Source organism: Stenotrophomonas sp. YJH_SMC_16, assembly GCF_059367875.1.
Genome location: NZ_JCAFRH010000001.1, coordinates 775,402 through 794,598, shown reverse-complemented (window position 1 = coordinate 794,598; position 19,197 = coordinate 775,402). Strand labels below are relative to the sequence as shown.

The window sequence follows — 19,197 nt, the reverse complement described above, 5'->3', positions numbered from 1 at the left end:
GCGACCACGTGTGTCAAAGGGTTGATGAGGTCACTCTTCTTCCCATGTTTCACGGCCTCCGTTACTGCCGCCGGTGCCGCCCATGCCAATGGTCCAGCCACCGCTACCCCACGTCCAACTGCCAGCGGTCCAAGGAACGCCCCCGGTTCCCCCGGTGCCTCCCCAGCTTCCGTGGCCTGAGCCGCCCTTCGCGCCGAATGTTTCGTCCCACGGCTCGGCCAGATAGTCAGCCTGGGTCTTATTCGGATCGGAGGGATGCTTCATGCTGCCGTAGATGTCGCCCATAGCCTTGATTGCCTGTTCGACCGTGTACCCAGACCCAATCTGGTTCCTTATCTCGATGAATCGAGAGTCCCAGGTGTAGTTGGCAGCTTCCGGGTATTTTGCTGCCAGGGCAGCGTTGGCATCCATTGCTGCGAGCACTCCGCGCCCCTCTTCCTTGAGATAGGTGGCGAGGTACTCTTCCCTGGTTGGTTTGTGGTCCCAAGTCACCCGATTCTCCACGTGGGCCAACTCATGGGCGATGGTCCTCGCCATCTGCAGAGCATCACCCTTGATGTTAGGGTTCAAGTAGATGGAGCCGAGCTCAACGTATCCGTTGGCCGAACCCAACTCGCGGAACTGAATAGACCTTCCGCTGTCCATATAGTTCTTCAGCGACTGCTGCACATTGGGTACGTTACTAAGGACTTCATCCAGCTCACTTGATATGCCCGAAGAGAACTTGCTCGTTGCAGCGAGCGCGTACATGCCAGTAGCGCTGATATCAAATTGGACGTTCTCCGGTCCATCCCAGTGACTCTCGTCAAAGTAGTGCCCTACCATTCCTTGGTCGATCTCCCCGTCCCAAAGGCCGCTTGAGGCTGCTTGGAAATCCGTCTGACTGCCGCCTGAAACCAGCAGCAGTTCTTCGGCGGTGAGTTCGCGTACGGCACGCATTCCTGTTGCCATGTTTCTTCCTTTCAATTCGTTCGTTTATCCAGCGCGATGCGAAGCGCGGCGGACGATGTTGGGAGCAGCTTGAACTGAAGTCAACAGTACCCTCTGAGAGCGCAACCGCTCGAGTGTAGTTAGGGATGGCAGTTCCAGCTTTCGAGATAGTTGCCAGGCGGTTCTGGGCAGACCTCAGAATGCGCGCTGACCGATTTCGGAGGAAAAACACTGAGTCGGAGCAGTTCGTTTGGGTCTTCAGTCGTGCAGCTTCAGATGCTGGCTGCTCGCGTGAAGACCTCTTGTTCAGCCAAGTGGGAACTCGGATGGCGCTAACCCTCCCAGGAAGCCCAAGAGATGGATTCAGCAATGCTGGCCCACACGTTCGACTACGTGCGCGAACACAAGACGCCCATCCATAGCCTGACCATCGTTCGCAACGGCTATGTCGTGGTGGATGCCTACAATTGGCCGTTCCAGAAGGCAGTTCCACGATGTTGCGTCAGTGACCAGTAGTGTCACCTCCACGCTCGCCGGCATCGCCATCGGCAGGCACGAATTGGAGCTGCACCAGTCCTCGATGCCCGTCTTCGCTCCCAAGGGCATCGCGAACATGGACGAACGGAAGAGGAAGCTGACCATCGAGCATCTGCTGAGTATGACTTCCGCGCTGGATCTCGACGCCAGCCAGGGCGAAGCAACCCTCTCGCAGATGAGGCAGATCAGCGACTGGAGCCGGTTCATGTTGGATCTGCCGATGCGCGATGAGCAGGCAACCACTTCGAGGACTGCTCCGGCAGGCGTTCCGCAGGGCGCCATCGGTCATTGCGGGTGAAACGGCTAAGGGGACTCTGGTCAGGGGAGATCCTTTTCCCTCGATCACGCTGACTGCCCCGCGGAGCAACCGGATATTGGATCAATGGAGCCTGCTGGATGCACCCAGCAGGCGGCTGCATAATCAGCGTACGAGGCGGTTCTTGCTTCGGCTTGCGTCTGAGCAGAGAGGATGGGAATGAAGATAGTTGCAGCACAGATGCAATCAGCTCCTGGCGACATCGATGGCAATATCGAACGGCACGTGCACTTCATTGAACGGGCCGCCTCATGTGGCGGTGCAGCGGTCTTCTTTCCAGAGATGTCGCTCACCGGCTATGAGCCGCGGTTGGCCGAACAGCTGGCAATGACGGCAGATGATGCACGCCTGAAGGTGTTCCAGTCTCTGAGCGATCGGCACCAGATTCTGGTCGCAGTCGGCGGGCCATATCGCGGCAAAGATGGTCCGGAGATCGGCATGTACGTCTTCCGCAGCGGTCAGGCACTGGCTGTCTACACCAAGCAGATGCTGCACGCCGACGAACTGCCTTATTTCAAGGCAGGAACCACGCCCCTGTCAGTAACCCTTGGAGACGAAATTCTGGTCCCCGCCATCTGCTTCGAATCGCTACAGATGGAAAGTGCATTGCGGGCCAAGGACGTGGGAGCAACGGTCTACGTTGCCAGTGTTGCAAAGAACATGATTGGTATGGAGCGCGCTCACCGCCACTACGCAACAGTCGCGCGGGAGCTTGGGATGATCGTGTTGGCATGCAATGGCGTGGGCAATGCCGATGGATTCGAGATGACGGGAGGGTCTGCAGCCTGGGACAACAATGGTGCGCTCAGGTGCAGCGCCGGAACTGGAGACGAGGCATTGGTGGTGTATGACCTCGCAGAACAGATCGGTAGTACCGTGGCAGTCCAGGCAATGAGCATCGCGGGAGCGCGGGGCAACGCCCGGGAAAATTGACTGGCACGCGACTTCCGCAGCTGGCTTTGTTCGAACAGAATCCGTTCGATCAGATGGTGTCCCTGAGAAACTGTGTCCCTGTCATGCGCACGACGTCGTTCAAGCAGCGCTGGTCATCAGGCACCGACCTGTCAAGGCGCCCAAACCGCGCCTCAACCCACGAAGGCCCCGCACTTTCCACCAGCAACCTTCCCCGGCTCTGGTGTAGATCCAGCCAACGCTCGAAGCTGATGCGCAGGCGCTCGATGTCCGGCGCCCGCCAGCGGGCATCGGCAGGCATGCGGATCAGCACGCGGGAGGGCGCGTTCTCCACGTCCAGCACCAGAACGCCCTTGCAGCGGATTTCGAAGGACGTCACCCCGGCATAGCGCGTGTGCAGTTCAAAGCCTTCCTGCGCCTTCGCAGTGACGAAGCCCAGCGCACCACTGTGCAGCAGGCGGTAATCGGCCGGCTGCAGCTTCTGGTAGGCCCACACCTGATCGCCCGCGGGCTCGGGCCACTCCACCCGCATCGCGCCGATCACCGCGATGCACACCACCGCAGCGGCAAGGCCGTGCATCTTCATTCGTCACCCCGCACACAGGCAGAAAGGTCCGCGCCATAAGCGCGCTCAGTCCTTGGGGCGCATCCGCTCGTGGATGAAGGCGGTCAGCGCCAGATCGGCCATCACCAGCCCCTCCATCACCCGGTCGCCCACGTACTGCTCCGGCTCGCTGTTCTGGCGCGTGCGCTCGGCCGCCAGCAGGATCTCCTGCACGATGCGCTGGCCGGTGAGCGCGCAGTCGGCGTCGGACAACGCCATCTGCCGGCTGCGCAGGTGGTGCCGCTCGGGCCAGGGCTGGCCGTCGGCCGCAGCGCCCGCACCGATGGCGTGCAGGATGGCGATGAGGCTGTTGGGGTCCAGCGCAGGCGCGGGTGACGGTGCTTCCTGGATGGGGCGTGGAGGAGGGGAGTGCGGTGTGGTCATGGCGGGCTCCGTGCAAGCAGGCGGACGCCGCCACCGATAAAGGTGGCGGGCAGAGCGTGGCTCGAAAACCGGGCTATTAGGAAGAAACCGGCGGGCACAAGGCCCCCACGCCCCGCCCGCCATAGCTGGCAGACGGAATGCCAGCCGACACCACGCAAGGTGATGCCGGCTGGCAAGTGCAAACAACATCCTAATAGCTCGGGTTTTCGAGGCCCGGCCACCCGTTTTCGGTGGCGATACCAGAGTTGCCTGACGTAGTTGGGAATGCCAAGGGGGAGGGGGCAATGCCGCCAAAACCCGAGACGCTTTTGGCATTGTCGCATAGCGAGGAAAGCGGCGAGAGCCTTGGCGTGCTTGGCGCAGCGGCGCTTCTGGAACGGAGTCGTCAGAACCTTCTGCCAGAGATGTAAGGCGCGGCAAATGCGACAGCACCCGCCCATCGGGCATGTGTGATCGCTCATGCAACCGAACCGCTGCGACACCGGCTGGATGGTTTAAATGACTTCCTGCCTATTGAACCTACCGAGTGCCGCGCGCAATCTGACTACCGCTGTAGTCAATCAAGGCCGTCCTGCTCGCAGCAGCAAGGTTCTGCAGCGTTCGAATGGATTCCACCCACAGACGCAGGCCAAAACAAGGATCACTGTACGTGTTACGCCGCAATCGACTTCTTCTGTCCGCGGGTCTGGTCCCGCTTCCATGGTTCCTGTTCTGGACCAGCGTTGCCGCCGTGTTTGCGCCGGGCTACAACCCGCTTGCACAGCACGCCAGCGAGCTGCTGCAGGCGCCGACGCTTGCAAGCATCTGCGCCAGGATTGCCCCCATCGGCTGCGGAGTGGGCTTCGTGGCGTTTGCCATCGGGGTATGGCGGGAATCCGGCCGCCGGATTGCCGTCGGCGCGATCTGCTGGATGATCTTTGGCATCTCCATGCTGACCAACGGGCTCTGGCCCATGGGCCATCCGATGCACGGCTTCTACACCATCGGTATCGCAAACATCATTGCACCGGCGATGTCGCACATCGAACTGAGCGCGTGGTCTGCCAACCGAAGGGCATACGCCGTGACCGCTGTGGTGAGCATCGGGGGCGTCGTCTATCTCTGGTTGAACGTGGTGGGCGCGGACCCGGAAGGGTTCAGGGGGCTGACCCAGCGCGTGTTCTCGTCGATCAACTCGCTGTGGCCATTCCTGGTTGCGCTGTATCTGCTGCGAAGGGGTTCAAGCGTGCTGAAGGCGGAGCCGACGTATTGATGGGCGGGCGTGCAGGCACATGGACGACCATTGAGTGTGTGGGGCTGAGAAGGGGATGAGGATTTTTCGCCGTCAGCTGATCTACGTTCGAGTGCACCAGGACCACTTCATTGCGCGCGTGGTGGGTGGAGACAGGACCATCCGTCGTCAGTGTCATGCCCTTGGCAATCGCGCGGGCCCGATCAAGGACTTTTCGAGTATCCGGCCCCTGCTCAAGGCGATCTTCTCGGAACTCCTGCCTTGGTTCTCTCTCGTCAAGCCGTGGGGGATTCTGCACTTTGATCCGGTTGAGTACCCGGTCACGAAGGAAGAACTGGCCGGGTTCCAGAAGGCTGCCATGCGAAGTGGTGTGAGCTTCTGTTTTCTCTCCACGTGGGAGCAGCGGCATGAAGACAAGGATCTGTTGGAGATGTTCAAGTAGTGCCGGCCCGATACTTCGTTCCAGGCCAGGCAAATTCGTGGTTGGGTCTGTTCAAGGTACTGCGAGAGTCCGCTCTTGGCCGAAAGCAGACGCTGGTGAGCCAATCGGTGGCTAATGCGACTCACGAGCTCTGAGCGGTCAGGACGGTGTGATCAAAGCTCTCTGGCCGCCATAGGGTGCGTTCTGGATGGTATAAGCGAAACCAGGGATCCCACTATTAACTGGTCAGGATTAATAGAACTATGCGTCGGCTCATTCTTGCGCCTGCTCTCCTTCTGTCACTGGTTGGCTGTAATCAAGCTCGCGTCGACGATCTTGAGAGTCAAGTTGCAGACCTTCAAGCGGAGCTTTCTGACTCCCACGGTAAAGTGGCGCGGTTGGAGGATGAGCTACAGGACGCCCGGGACACAATTGAGGCAAGCCAATCAGCATTCGCGGATGTAGCTCTACGGTCTCGCGAGGTCCAATCAGCATCGTCCGAGCTATTGTCGATCACTAGCCGCTTCGGCTTCGATAACTGGCAGGATGTTGTGCCAGACATCCAGGCTGCAGCCTACAGAGTCGACTCAGCGGCAAGTGATCTGGATTCGAGAGTGAGCAACGCAGAGATCGCGCTGCAATAGTCCCCTGACGGCTAATTCGAGCCGAACCCGCTTTCCGGGTCAGTTTGAACAAGGCGTTGGTTGATGTCCTCTCTCGACCTTCGATGGGCAAGGAGCGACTCTTATGGACTCAGACATCAGTCTGCTCGGCAATCTCTAAGGCATCATCGACCTCGATGCCTAGGTAACGCACGGTGCTCTCGAGCTTCGTGTGCCCAAGCAATAGCTGGACAGCCCTGAGGTTTCGCGTCCTGCGGTAGATCAACGAAGCTTTTGTCCTGCGCATCGTGTGCGTGCCATAGGAACCCGACTCGAGACCAGCTTCCTCAACCCAGCGGTGGACAATCCTGGCGTACTGTCTCGTCGAAAGGTGGGGCGAGTCCGGCCCGCGTGTCGCGAACAGGAAGTCCGAGGCCTTCAGGTCAGCATGAGTGATCCAAGCCTGTACAGCCTCGCGAGTCGACTGGGTAATTTCGAACTGGACAGGGCGACCGGTCTTCTGTTGCATCACCATACCTCGCGAAGCCATCTGCCTGCCGTGAGATACATCGGACACTCGGAGTTTCACCAAGTCGCAGGCGCGGAGCTTGGAGTCAATTGCAAGATTGAATAGGGCTAGATCTCGAACCTTGTGGCCAAGCTGAAGTCTGATCCGGATGGCCCAGATATCTTTCAGCTTGAGCGGCGCCTTCTGGCCGATCAGCTTTCCCTTGTTCCAGGGCTCGTGGGGCTGGTGTGTGTGAATAATTGCCATGACCTACTCCTGCTGAAGGGGTTGGTCAGGCTTCGCCCGAGCCTAGAAGCAAGGCGTGATGCGACCGGAAGCGGACGCCTTGCCCGGCGGCTTCCGGGAGGCATCTGTCTTAGAGAAACGCTGTCTCTAGCAGTCCACCGGAGAGATAGATGCTCGACACTGCCTCGAAATCTCTGGACGCCATGGCTGACTTCGCGATCTATGCTTTCTCGCTCTTGGCGGAGAAAAGCTCTGTAGCCCAGGCTATGAATGCTTGGACGATGGGCGATCCATAACGGTGGTGCGGGTACAGGATCGAGACCGGCACCGACGGCGGACGCCACCGCTGAAGCACCTCAACCAGGGTGCCATCCTGCAACTGCTTCTCGACCAGTACGCCTTGCAACTGTGCCAGGCCGTATCCTTTCATGCACAGCTTGATGTAGAGCTCGGTCTCATTGACGGCGACCGAGCCCTCCACAGGTAATACTTGTCTCTTCCCATCAGCTGAGAAGAGCAGGCTGCCACCGCCCCTCGAACCAGAGGAAAAGTGGTGCACCGCGCGGTGTCCGGCGAGGTCTTCAAGTGATCGCGGGACGCCATACGCCTCCAGATAGCTTGGCGCGGCGCAGGTGATCCAGCGGAAGTTCCCCAGCGGCCGGGCTACGAGGCTGGAGTCTTCCAGCGGCCCGGTCCGGATCACGCAGTCCACACCCTCCTGGACGAGGTCGACCGGCCGGTCACCAACGCCGATCATCAGATGGACCCCGGGATACTGACGGCGAAAGCTGTCCAGGTTAGGGAGGAGTATCGAGTGCGCGAGGCCGCCTGGCATATCGATCCTCAACCGCCCCCGCAGGTCCTGTGGAGACGACTTCAGGCCGGTTTCCGCCTGTTCGATCTGGTTGAGGATCTCGCGGCACTGCAGGTAGTAGCGCTCGCCTTCCGAAGTGGGGCTGACGCTGCGCGTGGTCCGATTGAGCAGGCGGACGCGCAGGTGCTTCTCCAAGCCCTTGATCAAGCCCGTGACGGTGGAGGGGGGGATGGAGAGGGCCTCGGCGGCACGCACAAAGCTCTTCGCTTCTACCACCCGCACGTACGCCTGCATCGCCAGAATCCGATCCATTTCGCTTCCACCCTATGGTTGACGGTCAGCTCGATCGTGATTATGCGCGTTTTACGAATAATAAAAACGAAGAGCATGACTTTTTCGCAGGGTCAGCGGGCCATAGAGTTCACGCCACTCCTGAAATTGAGCTTGCCCCAATGAGCACCCTCCCGCGAGACATTCTTCAGCAACCGACAATCGCAGCGGCCGAAAAGACGCTCATCCGCGGCGCAACCATCATCAGCATGGACCCGGCTGTGGGCAACCTCATGAAGGGCGACATCCTTGTCACGGGTCGCACCATCACTGCCGTTGGCGAGAGCCTGAGCGCCGAGGACGCGCTCGTCATCGATGCCAAGGACATGATCGCCATCCCGGGCATGGTGGACTCCCACCGCCACGCCTGGGAGGGTCAGCTGCGTCGGATCAACTCAAACGCCGAGACGCTGGAGCACTACTCCAACGCCACGCATTTCTCGTTCGCCAAGCATTACCGGCCGCAGGACATGTATGTCGGCACCTTGCTGTCGGCGCTGGGCGCAATTGATGCAGGCATCACTACGGTCATCGACAACTCCCACAATAGCCGCACAGCCGCGCACTCCGATGCGTCGGTTGAAGCCCTGCTCGATGCCGGTATCCGTGCGCTGCATGCATCAGGCGCTCCCGTGTCCGGCACTTGGGACCGCGCGCACTGGCCGGGAAACCTTGCCCGCTTGCAGGAAAAGTACTTCAAGGACCCGGCCAACGACCTGGTCACATTGGCGACCATGGCCAACATCGAGCCGGAGCTCTGGGCCGAAGCGCGCCGCCTGGGCATCCCGATCGTCACTGAGTTCTTCGGTGAACAGATGGGCGCCCAGCTGCCTCAGTTGCATGCGCAAGGCCTGCTGGGTCCGGATAACATCTTCAACCACTGCACCTGCCTGAAGGACGAGGGTTGGGAGATTCTTCGCGATGCCGGTGTGCACATCAATGTCTGCCCGCGCTCCGACGCCCACTATGGCATCGAAGATGGCATGTTCGCCTGGGATGCGGCGATCCGGCACGGCCTGCGCCCCGGCTTCAGCGTCGACAACGAGACGTCCTACAGCGGCGACATGTTCATGGAAATGCGCGTGGCCTATTACCTGGAGCGCGTGCTGCGCGTCAATGCACGCCCCCCACGCAATGCCGGCACCCAGCAGGATCCGCTCAATTCCCACCGCCTGCTTGAGGCTGCCACGCTTGATGGCGCGGCCTGCGCAGGGCTGCAGGACAGGATTGGCAGCCTGACGCCGGGCAAGCAGGCCGACATCGTGCTGTTCCGCACCGGCGACATCAACCTGTATCCGTCCAACAATGCATTCGGAACGGTCGTGCATGCAGCGGAGCGCAGCAACATCGACACCGTGATGGTCGGCGGCCGGGTGCTGAAGCGCGGCGGCGAAATGTGCGGTCTGGACATGGGCAAGTTGCGCGCTGCGGTGGACGAATCCTGCGCGCACCTGTTCTCGGCAGCCGGCTACACGCCGGACGTGTTCGGCACTTCCTTCCCGGTTCTATCCAATCACTGAGAGTGAACATGAACAGCTTCGGTGCCTGGGCCTTTCCGTTGGCAATGGTTGCGGGAATGGCCGTCACATTGCAGACCACGTTCAATGGTCAGTTGGCAAAGGGCCTGGGTGGTGATCCCGTTGCAGCCGCCATCTTCTCCTTCATGGTCGGGCTGTTGTCGCTCACCCTCGTCGGTCTCGTCCGGGGCAACACCCTCGGTCTGCTTGCAGGCATCCCGGCGCAGCCGGCCTGGGTGTTGCTTGGGGGCGTGATGGGGGCATTCGCTTTGCTCAGCAACGTCATCCTGGTGCCGCGTATCGGCATGGCCGCCTTGGTGGGGCTCGTCATCGCTGGACAGCTGCTGTCCTCACTGGTCATCGATCACTTTGCGTTGCTGGGTGCTGCCCATCGACCTGTTTCCATCATCAAGCTTGCAGGTGCGCTGGTCATGTTGACGGGTCTTGCCATCTCTCTGTTCGGAGACCGCTGGTCCAGATTGCTTGTGTGATTGCGAGGGGAGCGGCACAGGCTACGGATCGAAAGGAAACATCGAGGCTGCGCGATCAGACCCTGGCTTGACCGAAAATGTCCGCTTCTGGCCGAGAGCGGACTTTCCCAGCGGGTAGGGCAGGGGAGCTGCTATCCAATTTTAGTATTAGGGATGTTTATCGAGGGTAGGGAAAAGCGACTTCCGTCCCAAACCTGCCCTTCGATCCCAAACTTCGAACTTCAGTTAATCCGTCGAATGCTGACGCTCAGCGCCGCCGAAATAACAGAAAATCCTGAATTGGTCTTAACGGCCATGACACCTTTTAAATTTTGCTCCACTGCCGCACGGACACAGTTCATTCCGCCCCGGCTTTTTGGCCTTAAAAGGAGGGGCGGCCACCTTTGACTGGTTAAGATTCACCACCCGCTTGGGATGATCCATTCGCGCGGCGTCTTTGTAAATGTGGTCGTTTTCTTCCGTTCGCACCGACGGTATGTGGACCGCGAAGTACTGCGCACGTTGATAGGTTCCATCAGCACTGACCTCTGCCACGACGCCGATGGCGTTAGAAGCCTTGACGGCCAACGCAGCTGCGCTGGCCTTGTCGTTCACGCTCGCCCAGTCAACTTGGTGGCCGTGTTGTTGAAGCCAAACGAAGAGCGGCTTGCCCTCCCCGCACAAAATAAAGTAGCGAGCGGGGTGTTTGTTCAGGGTCTGACGAAGATCGGACAGCATCTTGGCCAGATCATTTCGGCCTTCCTCTCCAAGATCACGAATATGGCTCTCCGCAGAAAGCCATCCTCTTGCTCGGGTGGTGTCGAGCGCCCCAAGCAACTTCAGCACCTCCTGTGGGAAGTCCTGCGTTGGAAACGACCCGCTTTCCCAGTCCTCGCCTTCGAAGCTCTTGTCGATGATATCGCTCATGCCGTCCCAGACGAGCATGTCCACCTTGTCACCCTTCAACTGATCGGCAATATCCTGATCAAAACGGTTCTTCTTCAGGTACGCGCCCAGATGATCGAACTCATCGAATAGGTGGGCGCGCCGCATCCCTGCCACTGCCTGCCGCACTTCCATGTAGTGCGCGAACTGGCCAGCCGTGGGAAGGAAACGTTTGAGAACAAACAGTTCGTCGATGGACAGTGAAACGAACGCATGTTTTCCAAGCAGCGGCCCAACCTGCGGTAGTTCCTTGCAGTATGTGGAAAACGGCGAGAACGTCTCTACTGTCAGGCCGATTGGCACCATCACGCGGTAGTCGGCGTGGCGGACACGGCCGCACTCTTCGTATTTGCCGTCCACCAGATGGTAGAGGGGCACTTCATCCGCTGAATCTAGGTAGTTGAAGAAGCGCTCGCATTGCTTGTATGCCTTGAGTACTAAATCCTGTACAGACTGGGCGTGCCGGGCGAAATCAAGCGCCGGCGATGCGATGGTGGCGGCTGCACCGGCCTTGGCTTCAACGAGGAAAAGAACATCATCAACTAAGATGAGGGTGTCGTTTTCGGACCACTGTTTGCTTACAGGATCCTTGTAGTAGACCTCCTGGAACACTGTGGCGCCGGGAAGCTGGGCCGCAAGAATTTCGGCGAAGGCAGCTTCGCTCATCGTCTTTTGCCGCTCTTCAAAAGTCCTCTTGTAGTCCGGCCTTCGCTGAAGGAGATTGAAAAGAAGCGCACGATATCCCGCATCGCGGGTGAAGCACGGGTCGATGGCGTAGTAGTCCGATCCAAGCTGGATTAGGGGTTTCTTCCGGGCAGGTAGTGTCCGGTAGGGTGTTCCCGCAAAATCGCCCGCCGCGAAGAATTCGATCTCTTCTCCGCGCCGATATGCCAAGTCCGCCAATAGCGTCGGCGGCAGCTTGGTGTGGCGGCTCACGTTGGCGATGCCGCCCCGAAACATGTCATCCATCGCCCGGCCGGCGGCTTTCGATTGGTCCGCATTCTCCGCCACCCATGCCTCCATAACGTCCTCCAGAGGCTTGTTCTGTGCCTTAGCGAAAGCTTGAGCCGCTTTAAATTGCGCCATCATCTCCATTATTGCGTCGGCTTGCCCGGAGCGCGTTGCGTCAGCCATCGCCTGAAAGCCTTCCGCGATATCGGTGGCATCGACGCCGTACGTTTCTTGCAGGACATCATTGTGTGGTGCCAGGACGTAGCGGTAAAACTCACCCTCCAAGACTTGGTAGCGGTTCCCGCGCAGCATGACCCAAGTGGATTTCGCGTGGAATTCTATGTCGGCCGTATTGGGACCGAAGACACCATCTTTGGTATCGGCGGAAGAGGCCATGGCGAAAAACATGGCCTGATCCCGCAGTTTTCGGCCAAGCTCAAACAGCTCTGCGCACTTGGCCTCGTCGAATGTCACGTCCGTAGGAGCGGCATCTGCCGCGAGAACCGCGTGCACGTACTCCAGCAGGAACTGATTTTCGTTGATCAGATCATCCGGACGCACGGCTTCATTTTGCTCTTGGGTAATGCTTTGGTCTGCTATCGACTTCATCATGCGCTGGGCGTAGATATAGCCGAGCAAATCATGCGGAGGCATGGCGACGATCAGCTCGCGCATGCGGGCGGCAATTGCTTCCATGCCCCTCAACAAGGATGCGGCAGCCTCTTTTCGTTCCTTTTCGCTCATAACTATCTGCGCCCGATATCGCCAAATCCTAATTCATGCAGAATATACCGCAACAGACGTAGCGACCGCTTTAACTTGGCCGGCCAAGAGACCGCTATCTAGTGGGGATCAACTTCCGCTTCTGGCCGGGAGCGGACATCGTTCGACGACCTGCTGCGTTGATCCTCCGTCGGCCAAAGCACGTGTCTCTCCTTCCCTCAATTGATGATCTCCCCACTCCCCGAAGCAACAAACGCCTTCAACTGCCGGACGAACTCCGCGTCATACAGCTCCCACTCCACAATCTCCCCCACAATCCGCAACGGCTGCGTACTCCGATACGACCGCGTCGGGTTCCCGGGAAACTTCTTGTTGGTCACGTTCGGGTCGTCTTCAAACGGCCCGGTCGGCTCCACCACATACACACGCGGCCGCCCCTCACCCTTGGCCATCTCCGCAGCCAGCCCGGCGCCCTTGGCAATCGTGGTGAAGTAGATGTGGTTCATTACCACACTGTCGCGATAGTTGGAGCGGAAACCCGCACTCAGCAACTCGCCCACCGCCAGATCGGCGCGGGTGCCGTGATAGAACGGCCCGGCAACCTGGTAGCAGGTGTCATGCGAAACGGGTGTCCATTCGGTGTCCTGCGCCATCGCTGCTGCCCCTCTCTGTGCTGCCGGATCGACAGGCCGGCGAGTCTAGGGCGCCCGGTGGGCCTTGCTGCAAGGCCCCATCCGGGAAATACTCTGTAGTGGGAGGCGCACTGCGCCTCTTTTTTCATTCTGCGGTGCCGCGCCCTTCCAGCTCGCGCACGGCGGTTTCCAGCGCATCCAGCTTTTCGCGGGTCTTCAGCAGCACGGCACGCTGCACTTCGAACTCCTCGCGGGTGACCAGGTCCAGCTTGGCCAGACCCGCCTGCAACGCGCTCTTGAAGGTGGCCTGCAGTTCCTCGCGCGATTCGCGCAGGCCCGGCGGCACCAGGTCGCTCAAGCGACGGGCAAGGTCATCCAGTTGGTTCAGGTCGATCATGGGGGTACTCCGTGGTGCGGGCGGGCCGTGCAGGCCACAAGGATACTGCTGGGCCGGTCGCCCGCACAGGCGTGGGCTGTTTCGCACCGGGCGCGTTCAGGCGCTATCCTCCACGCCGGAAGACAGGAGATAGACGATGAAGATGGTCATGGCGGTGATCAAGCCGTTCAAGCTCGACGACGTGCGCGAAGCGCTGGCCGAGCGCGGGGTTACCGGGATCACGGTGACGGAAGTGAAGGGCTTTGGTCGCCAGAAGGGCCATACCGAGCTGTACCGCGGTGCCGAGTATGTGGTCGATTTCCTGCCAAAGGTGAAGCTGGAAGTGGCGGTGACCGATGACCAGGTGGAGGCCGTGGTTGAGGCCATAGTTAAGGCCGCCGGCACCGGCAAGATTGGCGACGGCAAGGTGTTCGTGTACGACCTGGGCAGCGTGGTGCGTATCCGTACCGGTGAGTTGGACGCGGACGCGTTGTAACCCGTTCGGCGGGATGTTGTAGAGCCGAGCCTATGCTCGGCTGCATTTCGCGCGATGCAGGAACAGCAGCCGAGCGCGGGCTCGGCTCTACAAAGAGCGGTAAAGCGGTCGAGCGAGCTCGACCCCTACCGGCGCTTGGCCCACTTGTAGAACCGCTTCCAGCCCCGGCGCACGGCGGCGACCCAGCCGGGGTCGGCCACCAGTGCGGCCTGCGCGGCACTCGGGGCCTGGCCGGTCATGCGCTGGCGGATCTTCAGCAGGTTCTTCATGTCGCTGCGGCGCATCTGCCGGCTGAGCGGGTTGCGGCGCAGCCAGCGCGGGGCGCGCCAGGCGGAGGTGAAGTCCAGCAGCACCGGCACGCCGCCGCTGACCACCACGTTGGTGCCATGCAGGTCGTTGTGGGTGATGCCGGCGGCATGCAAACGGCTGAGCGCGTGCTGCAGCTGCTCGAACACTTCATTGCCCACGGCCTGCGCGGTGCTCAGGGTCTGGCCGGGAATGAACTCCATGCCCAGTGCCAGGCCACCCAGGGTGCCAAGCAGCGCGGGGGCATGCTTCCAGCCGCCCAGGCGCTGCAGCATGCGGGCCTCACGGCGCACCATCAGCCGCGCGATCAGTGAAACGGGGGTGCCGCGGTAGCGGGAGTAGTCCTTGATGACCGCCTCGCGCCCGTCCAGGCAGGTGCGATAGACGTCGGGGGCCAGGAAGCGTTCGCCGCGCTTGAGCAGCAGCGGGGTGGCGGCGTCTTCGCCGCAGGAGGAGGGGGGCAGGGCAGGGAGATGCATGTCGGGGTCTCGGTCGACCCGGTGGGTGGCGCAAAGCGTCAAGCGAACCGGTGTTACAGGGAGTTACTAAGTTTTCGTTAATTTTAGTACTCGCCAGTTCGCTATTCCACGATTTGTCGGAGAAATGTCGGGGTCGTGGCTGGAACAGTTCGTCGCACCCGATCGGACAATTCCGTCTCACTTCGTCTTTGGTTCTTTAAAAATCAATAGGTTGGGCGTCGCGTCGCTTCGTTCATCCGCGGCCCGCTGAACGTCACGCACGTCCGGCTTGACCCCGACGCACGGCCTGCCGACCATAAGCTGTTAATTCGCGACATCGGCGGCCGCCCCTTCCTGGCACGTCCCCGTTCCCTGCCGCGGTCCCCACCGGTGCTGGCCGCTTGGCCGTGCATCGCCCTGTTTCCCGTTCCGGCTGCGGCTGGAGGAAAGTGTTTTGATCATCAAAATCGTCATTGCAGCGCTGTTCGTCGCCTGCGTGCTGTACATCCACTTCCGTGGCAAGGTTCGCGCGCGCTGGTCGCGCCAGCTGCTGGACCACTCCAGTTTCATGGCCCCGATCAACGTGGTCATGTACATGTTCTCGAAGGTGCCGACTACGCCGTTCCTGGACCCGGCCAAGGAGTTCCCGCAGCTGGAGCCGCTGCGCCAGAACTGGCAGATGATCCGCGACGAGGCGCTGGCGCTGCGCGATGCACAGAAGATCGCGGCCTCCAGCACGTTCAACGATGCCGGCTTCAATTCGTTCTTCCGCCGTGGCTGGAAGCGCTTCTACCTGAAGTGGTATGGCCCGTCGCACCCGTCGGCGAAGGCGATGTGCCCGAAGACCACGGCGTTGCTGGAGTCGCTGCCGGACGTGCGCGCGGCGATGTTCGCGCAGCTGCCGTCGGGCAGCGAACTGCGTCCGCACCGCGATCCGTTCGCCGGTTCGCTGCGCCTGCACCTGGGCCTGGCCACGCCGAACAACGACGGCTGCTACATCGAAGTGGACGGCATCAAGAAGAGCTGGCGCGATGGCGAGTGGATGATGTTCGACGAGACCTACATCCACCATGCGCACAACGAGACGCCCGATGACCGGGTGATCCTGTTCTGCGACATCGCCCGCCCGCTGCGCTTCGGCCTGCCGGGCCTGTTCAACCGTGCGGTGGCGGCCACGCTGCTGGCCGGTGGTGCCTCGCCGAACCTGCCGGGTGACCCGACCGGTGGCGTCAACAAGGCGTTCGGCAGCGTCTACAAGGTGCGCCTGAAGGCCAAAGCGCTGCGCGAGCGCAGCGTGGTGGCCTACCAGGTGATCAAGTGGGGCCTGGTGGTGGCGGTGATTGCCGGTATCTGGGCGCTCTGAGCGAACCGCCGCCGGACTTGGCCCGGCGCTACCGGATTCCGCGGGGCATGTTGTAGAGCCGAGCCCATGCTCGGCTGCTTCTGCGCGAAATGCAGCCGAGCATGGGCTCGGCTCTACAGAAAGCAAAAACCCGCGCTGTCGCCAGCGCGGGTTTTTCATTGGGTGGGTGCCGACCGTTGGTCGGCACGCCCTACTTCAGTGCCGCCTGCACGAAGGGCGGGGTCACCAGCACGCCGGTGTGCAGCGCGGCGGTGTAGTACAGGGTGTTGAAGGTCTTGGCGGCCGAGTCGGCCTGGCGGAAGTCGAAGCTGCTGTCGCCCTTGCGCGCCATGGTCACGCTCCACCAGCCGGTGGGGTAGCACGGCTGCGGGAACGGCAGGGTCTTGAACGAGCCGAAACCAGCCTTGCCCATCTCGGCGCGCATTTCGTTGATCAGATCCAGCTGCATCAGGGGCGACTCGGACTGCTGCACCAGGATGCCGTCGTCCTTCAGGGCCTTGAAGCAGCTCTCGTAGAAGGCCTTGTTGAACAGGCCTTCACCCGGGCCGACCGGGTCGGTCGAGTCGACGATCACCACGTCCACGCTGCCGGCCGGGCAATTGGCCATGTAGGCCACGCCGTCGTCGAACAGCAGCTCGGCGCGGGCGTCATCGTTGGAGTCGCACAGTTCCGGGAAGTGCTTGCGCGCCATCACGGTGACCTGCTCGTCGATATCGCACTGGGTCACGCTCTCCACGCCCTTGTGCTTGAGCACTTCGCGCAGGGTGCCGCAGTCGCCGCCGCCGATGATCACCACGCGCTTGGGCGCGGCGTGGGTGAACAGCACCGGGTGGCTGATCATCTCGTGGTAGAAGAAGTTGTCCTTGCTGGTCAGCATGATGGCCCCGTCGATGGTCATCAGGTTGCCCCAGTCGGTGGTCTGGAAGATCTCGATCTTCTGGAACGGCGACTGCACCTCGTCCAGCTTGCCGGTGATGCGGTAGCCGATGGCCGAGCCGGTGCGCTCGAAGTGTTCGATGTACCAGTTGTTGCTGTCAGTCATTGGAAAACAGTCCTGTTCGGAGGGGTGGAGCCGGGCTGGCGGGCGGGGCCGCGTGGCACAGATGCCACATCCGGACGGATCGGCCCGTTCAGGTTGAAACCTGTCACGGGCGCGGGCGCGCATGATAACGAACCTGTGGGCATATAGGCGTTATCATGCCCCCCCTTTTATTGCCAACAAGGCCGACTGAAATGACCGATTGGTCCCTCGACCAAGCCCGCAAGACCTACTCGATCCCGCATTGGGCGGACGGTTATTTCGACGTGGATCAGGCCGGGCACATGGTGGTGAGACCGACCGGGGCGGACGGCCCGGTGGTGTCGCTGCCCAAGGTGGTCGACGCTGCGCGCGCGGCGGGCGCCAAGCTGCCGCTGCTGGTGCGCTTCCCGGACATCCTCGGCCAGCGCCTGGGCAAGCTGCAGGCGGCCTTCGGCCAGGCCCAGCAGGACTGGGAATACAGCGGCGGCTACACCGCCGTGTACCCGATCAAGGTCAACCAGACCCGCGGCGTGGCCGGTACCCTGGCCAGCCACCACGGCGAAGGCTTCGGCCTGGAAGCGGGCAGCAAGCCGGAGCTGATGGCCGTGCTGGCGCTGTCGCGCCCGGGTGGCCTGATCGTCTGCAACGGTTACAAGGACCGCGAGTACATCCGCCTGGCCCTGATCGGCCGCAAGCTGGGCCTGCAGACCTTCATCGTCATCGAGAAGCCGTCCGAGCTGAAGCTGGTGCTGGAAGAGTCCAAGGCGCTGGACGTGAAGCCGGGCCTGGGCGTGCGCATGCGCCTGGCCTCGCTGGGCGCCGGCAAGTGGCAGAACAGCGGTGGCGACAAGGCCAAGTTCGGCCTGTCGCCGCGCCAGCTGCTGGACCTGTGGAAGTCGCTGCGTGACACCGAGTACGCCGACTGCCTGAACCTGCTGCACTTCCATATGGGCTCGCAGATCTCCAACGTGCGCGACATCGCCAACGGCATGCGCGAAGCCACCCGCTACTTCGTGGAGCTGTCGCGCCTGGGCGCGAAGATCACCCACGTCGACGTGGGCGGTGGCCTGGGTGTGGACTATGAAGGCACCCGTTCGCGCAGCTTCTGCTCGATCAACTACGGCCTGCATTCCTACGCCAGCAACATCGTGCAGCCGCTGGCCAATGCCTGCGAAGAGTTCGGCCTGACCCCGCCGCGCATCGTGACCGAATGCGGCCGCGCGATGACCGCGCACCACGCGGTGCTAATCGCCAACGTCTCGGAAGTGGAAGAGGCGCAGGAAGGCCGCGTGCCGGACCAGCACGACGACGAGCCGGCGGCGATCCGCCACCTGCGCGAGATCCACGACGAACTGGACGTGCGCCCGGCGGTGGAGCTGTTCCAGGAAGCGCAGCATTTCCATGCCGAAGGCCTGGCCAGCTACGCGCTGGGCCAGATCGACCTGCCGCAGCGTGCGCGCATCGACGACCTGTTCTACGCCATCGCCCATGGCGTGCGTGCGCGCCTGAGCTACGACGAGAAGAGCCACCGCCCGGTGCTGGACGAACTGAACGAGCGCCTGGTCGACAAGTACTTCGTCAACTTCAGCGTGTTCGAATCGATCCCGGACGTGTGGGCGATTGACCAGGTGTTCCCGATCGTGCCGATCGAGCGCCTGGACGAGACCCCGGACCGCCGCGGCATCATCGCCGACATGACCTGCGACTCGGATGGCATGGTGGAAACCTATGTCGAGAACGAGAGCCTGGACAGCTCGCTGCCGCTGCACAAGATGAAGCCGGGCGAGAGCTACCGCATCGGCTTCTTCATGGTGGGCGCCTACCAGGAAATCCTGGGTGACATCCATAACCTGTTCGGCGATACCGACGCGGTGGAAGTGCTGGCCGACGCCGATGGCTACGCCATCACCCAGCAGCGCCGCGGCGACACCACCGACGTGATGCTGGACTACGTGGGCTACCGCCTGGATGAGCTGCGCGCGACCTACGCGCAGCGCGTGGCCGAGGCCCAGCTGTCGCCGGAACGCGCGCAGGAGCTGTCGGAGGCGCTGGAAGCCGGCCTGACCGGCTACACCTACCTGTCCGACGAACCGCTGGTCTGATG

The 19,197-nt window shown here is 61.5% G+C and carries 20 protein-coding genes; 10 read left to right on the top strand and 10 right to left on the bottom strand.

Annotated features, from left to right (window positions below; translation table 11 throughout):
* Positions 1-30: 30 nt before the first annotated feature.
* Positions 31-951 carry a hypothetical protein gene (locus tag AC5P6E_RS03585; RefSeq protein ID WP_157999900.1) on the bottom strand — a complete coding sequence of 307 codons (921 nt, stop codon included), beginning with the start codon at positions 949-951 and terminating at the stop codon, positions 31-33.
* Between the two features lie 348 nt (positions 952-1,299).
* Here AC5P6E_RS03585 and AC5P6E_RS03580 point away from each other — a divergent pair, with 348 nt between their 5' ends.
* The 3 genes from AC5P6E_RS03580 (at position 1,300) to AC5P6E_RS03570 (ending at position 2,716) form a co-directional block, all read left to right on the top strand.
* Positions 1,300-1,446: a hypothetical protein gene (locus AC5P6E_RS03580; protein WP_019337326.1), complete on the top strand. Its 147-nt coding sequence runs from the start codon at positions 1,300-1,302 to the stop codon at positions 1,444-1,446.
* Positions 1,436-1,765 (top strand): serine hydrolase domain-containing protein, encoded by a 330-nt coding sequence (locus AC5P6E_RS03575; RefSeq protein ID WP_019337327.1) that lies wholly within the window; start codon positions 1,436-1,438, stop codon positions 1,763-1,765. Before AC5P6E_RS03580 ends, AC5P6E_RS03575 begins: the two co-directional genes overlap by 11 nt.
* Before the next feature lie 177 nt (positions 1,766-1,942).
* A complete protein-coding gene (locus AC5P6E_RS03570; RefSeq protein ID WP_495230702.1) occupies positions 1,943-2,716 on the top strand; it encodes a carbon-nitrogen hydrolase family protein in 774 nt (257 codons plus the stop codon).
* A gap of 49 nt (positions 2,717-2,765) precedes the next feature.
* On the opposite strand, the gene AC5P6E_RS03565 is transcribed toward AC5P6E_RS03570, so the two are convergent.
* Positions 2,766-3,281 (bottom strand): cold-shock protein, encoded by a 516-nt coding sequence (locus AC5P6E_RS03565; protein ID WP_495230701.1) that lies wholly within the window; start codon positions 3,279-3,281, stop codon positions 2,766-2,768.
* A gap of 45 nt (positions 3,282-3,326) precedes the next feature.
* The gene (locus tag AC5P6E_RS03560; RefSeq protein WP_019337330.1) at positions 3,327-3,683 is read right to left on the bottom strand and encodes a hypothetical protein; all 357 of its coding nucleotides are present in this window, start codon (positions 3,681-3,683) and stop codon (positions 3,327-3,329) included.
* Positions 3,684-4,332: 649 nt separating this feature from the next.
* Here AC5P6E_RS03560 and AC5P6E_RS03555 point away from each other — a divergent pair.
* Positions 4,333-4,935 (top strand): DUF998 domain-containing protein, encoded by a 603-nt coding sequence (locus AC5P6E_RS03555; RefSeq protein ID WP_495230732.1) that lies wholly within the window; start codon positions 4,333-4,335, stop codon positions 4,933-4,935.
* Positions 4,936-4,990: 55 nt separating this feature from the next.
* Entirely contained in the window at positions 4,991-5,356 is a 366-nt protein-coding gene (locus AC5P6E_RS03550; RefSeq protein WP_019337332.1) for a hypothetical protein, read from the top strand.
* A 732-nt stretch (positions 5,357-6,088) separates the two neighbouring features.
* On the opposite strand, the gene AC5P6E_RS03545 is transcribed toward AC5P6E_RS03550, so the two are convergent.
* Positions 6,089-6,712, bottom strand: a complete 624-nt coding sequence (locus AC5P6E_RS03545; RefSeq protein ID WP_019337334.1) for a tyrosine-type recombinase/integrase — start codon at positions 6,710-6,712, stop codon at positions 6,089-6,091.
* 199 nt (positions 6,713-6,911) lie between these two features.
* Complete coding sequence (locus AC5P6E_RS03540) at positions 6,912-7,817, bottom strand: LysR substrate-binding domain-containing protein (protein ID WP_019337335.1); 906 nt, start codon at positions 7,815-7,817, stop codon at positions 6,912-6,914.
* A 140-nt stretch (positions 7,818-7,957) separates the two neighbouring features.
* Between AC5P6E_RS03540 and AC5P6E_RS03535 the strand changes: the two genes are divergently transcribed.
* The gene (locus AC5P6E_RS03535) at positions 7,958-9,355 is read left to right on the top strand and encodes an amidohydrolase family protein (RefSeq protein ID WP_019337336.1); all 1,398 of its coding nucleotides are present in this window, start codon (positions 7,958-7,960) and stop codon (positions 9,353-9,355) included.
* Positions 9,356-9,363: 8 nt separating this feature from the next.
* A complete protein-coding gene (locus AC5P6E_RS03530; protein ID WP_019337337.1) occupies positions 9,364-9,843 on the top strand; it encodes a DMT family transporter in 480 nt (159 codons plus the stop codon).
* Positions 9,844-10,128: 285 nt separating this feature from the next.
* On the opposite strand, the gene AC5P6E_RS03525 is transcribed toward AC5P6E_RS03530, so the two are convergent.
* The 3 genes from AC5P6E_RS03525 to ubiK form a co-directional block, all read right to left on the bottom strand.
* Positions 10,129-12,462, bottom strand: coding sequence for a YecA family protein (locus AC5P6E_RS03525; protein ID WP_495230699.1), 2,334 nt, complete (start codon positions 12,460-12,462; stop codon positions 10,129-10,131).
* Between the two features lie 197 nt (positions 12,463-12,659).
* Positions 12,660-13,094, bottom strand: a complete 435-nt coding sequence (arr, locus tag AC5P6E_RS03520) for an NAD(+)--rifampin ADP-ribosyltransferase (RefSeq protein WP_019337339.1) — start codon at positions 13,092-13,094, stop codon at positions 12,660-12,662.
* Positions 13,095-13,218: 124 nt separating this feature from the next.
* Positions 13,219-13,470 (bottom strand): ubiquinone biosynthesis accessory factor UbiK, encoded by a 252-nt coding sequence (gene ubiK, locus AC5P6E_RS03515; RefSeq protein WP_010482078.1) that lies wholly within the window; start codon positions 13,468-13,470, stop codon positions 13,219-13,221.
* Positions 13,471-13,606: 136 nt separating this feature from the next.
* On the opposite strand from ubiK, the gene AC5P6E_RS03510 reads away from it, so the two are divergent.
* Positions 13,607-13,945: a P-II family nitrogen regulator gene (locus tag AC5P6E_RS03510; protein WP_005411374.1), complete on the top strand. Its 339-nt coding sequence runs from the start codon at positions 13,607-13,609 to the stop codon at positions 13,943-13,945.
* Positions 13,946-14,070: 125 nt separating this feature from the next.
* Here the strand turns inward: AC5P6E_RS03510 and AC5P6E_RS03505 are convergent, their stop codons facing one another.
* Positions 14,071-14,730 carry an RIO1 family regulatory kinase/ATPase domain-containing protein gene (locus AC5P6E_RS03505; protein WP_019337340.1) on the bottom strand — a complete coding sequence of 220 codons (660 nt, stop codon included), beginning with the start codon at positions 14,728-14,730 and terminating at the stop codon, positions 14,071-14,073.
* A gap of 436 nt (positions 14,731-15,166) precedes the next feature.
* On the opposite strand from AC5P6E_RS03505, the gene AC5P6E_RS03500 reads away from it, so the two are divergent.
* Positions 15,167-16,072, top strand: a complete 906-nt coding sequence (locus tag AC5P6E_RS03500; protein ID WP_029550749.1) for an aspartyl/asparaginyl beta-hydroxylase domain-containing protein — start codon at positions 15,167-15,169, stop codon at positions 16,070-16,072.
* A 190-nt stretch (positions 16,073-16,262) separates the two neighbouring features.
* On the opposite strand, the gene speE is transcribed toward AC5P6E_RS03500, so the two are convergent.
* Positions 16,263-17,114 carry a polyamine aminopropyltransferase gene (gene speE, locus AC5P6E_RS03495; RefSeq protein WP_019336296.1) on the bottom strand — a complete coding sequence of 284 codons (852 nt, stop codon included), beginning with the start codon at positions 17,112-17,114 and terminating at the stop codon, positions 16,263-16,265.
* A gap of 191 nt (positions 17,115-17,305) precedes the next feature.
* Here speE and speA point away from each other — a divergent pair, with 191 nt between their 5' ends.
* A complete protein-coding gene (gene speA / locus AC5P6E_RS03490) occupies positions 17,306-19,195 on the top strand; it encodes an arginine decarboxylase (protein WP_012512349.1) in 1,890 nt (629 codons plus the stop codon).
* Positions 19,196-19,197 lie beyond the last annotated feature (2 nt).

Coding starts and splice junctions, on each gene's coding strand:
- AC5P6E_RS03535 (WP_019337336.1), top strand. CDS start 7,958: ATGAGCACCCTCCCGCGAGACATTCTTCAGCAACCGACAATCGCAGCG.
- speE (WP_019336296.1), bottom strand. CDS start 17,114: ATGACTGACAGCAACAACTGGTACATCGAACACTTCGAGCGCACCGGC.
- AC5P6E_RS03585 (WP_157999900.1), bottom strand. CDS start 951: ATGGCAACAGGAATGCGTGCCGTACGCGAACTCACCGCCGAAGAACTG.
- AC5P6E_RS03545 (WP_019337334.1), bottom strand. CDS start 6,712: ATGGCAATTATTCACACACACCAGCCCCACGAGCCCTGGAACAAGGGA.
- AC5P6E_RS03510 (WP_005411374.1), top strand. CDS start 13,607: ATGAAGATGGTCATGGCGGTGATCAAGCCGTTCAAGCTCGACGACGTG.
- AC5P6E_RS03530 (WP_019337337.1), top strand. CDS start 9,364: ATGAACAGCTTCGGTGCCTGGGCCTTTCCGTTGGCAATGGTTGCGGGA.
- ubiK (WP_010482078.1), bottom strand. CDS start 13,470: ATGATCGACCTGAACCAACTGGATGACCTTGCCCGTCGCTTGAGCGAC.
- AC5P6E_RS03565 (WP_495230701.1), bottom strand. CDS start 3,281: ATGAAGATGCACGGCCTTGCCGCTGCGGTGGTGTGCATCGCGGTGATC.
- AC5P6E_RS03540 (WP_019337335.1), bottom strand. CDS start 7,817: ATGGATCGGATTCTGGCGATGCAGGCGTACGTGCGGGTGGTAGAAGCG.
- arr (WP_019337339.1), bottom strand. CDS start 13,094: ATGGCGCAGGACACCGAATGGACACCCGTTTCGCATGACACCTGCTAC.
- AC5P6E_RS03525 (WP_495230699.1), bottom strand. CDS start 12,462: ATGAGCGAAAAGGAACGAAAAGAGGCTGCCGCATCCTTGTTGAGGGGC.
- AC5P6E_RS03580 (WP_019337326.1), top strand. CDS start 1,300: ATGCTGGCCCACACGTTCGACTACGTGCGCGAACACAAGACGCCCATC.
- AC5P6E_RS03550 (WP_019337332.1), top strand. CDS start 4,991: ATGAGGATTTTTCGCCGTCAGCTGATCTACGTTCGAGTGCACCAGGAC.
- AC5P6E_RS03560 (WP_019337330.1), bottom strand. CDS start 3,683: ATGACCACACCGCACTCCCCTCCTCCACGCCCCATCCAGGAAGCACCG.
- AC5P6E_RS03505 (WP_019337340.1), bottom strand. CDS start 14,730: ATGCATCTCCCTGCCCTGCCCCCCTCCTCCTGCGGCGAAGACGCCGCC.
- speA (WP_012512349.1), top strand. CDS start 17,306: ATGACCGATTGGTCCCTCGACCAAGCCCGCAAGACCTACTCGATCCCG.
- AC5P6E_RS03570 (WP_495230702.1), top strand. CDS start 1,943: ATGAAGATAGTTGCAGCACAGATGCAATCAGCTCCTGGCGACATCGAT.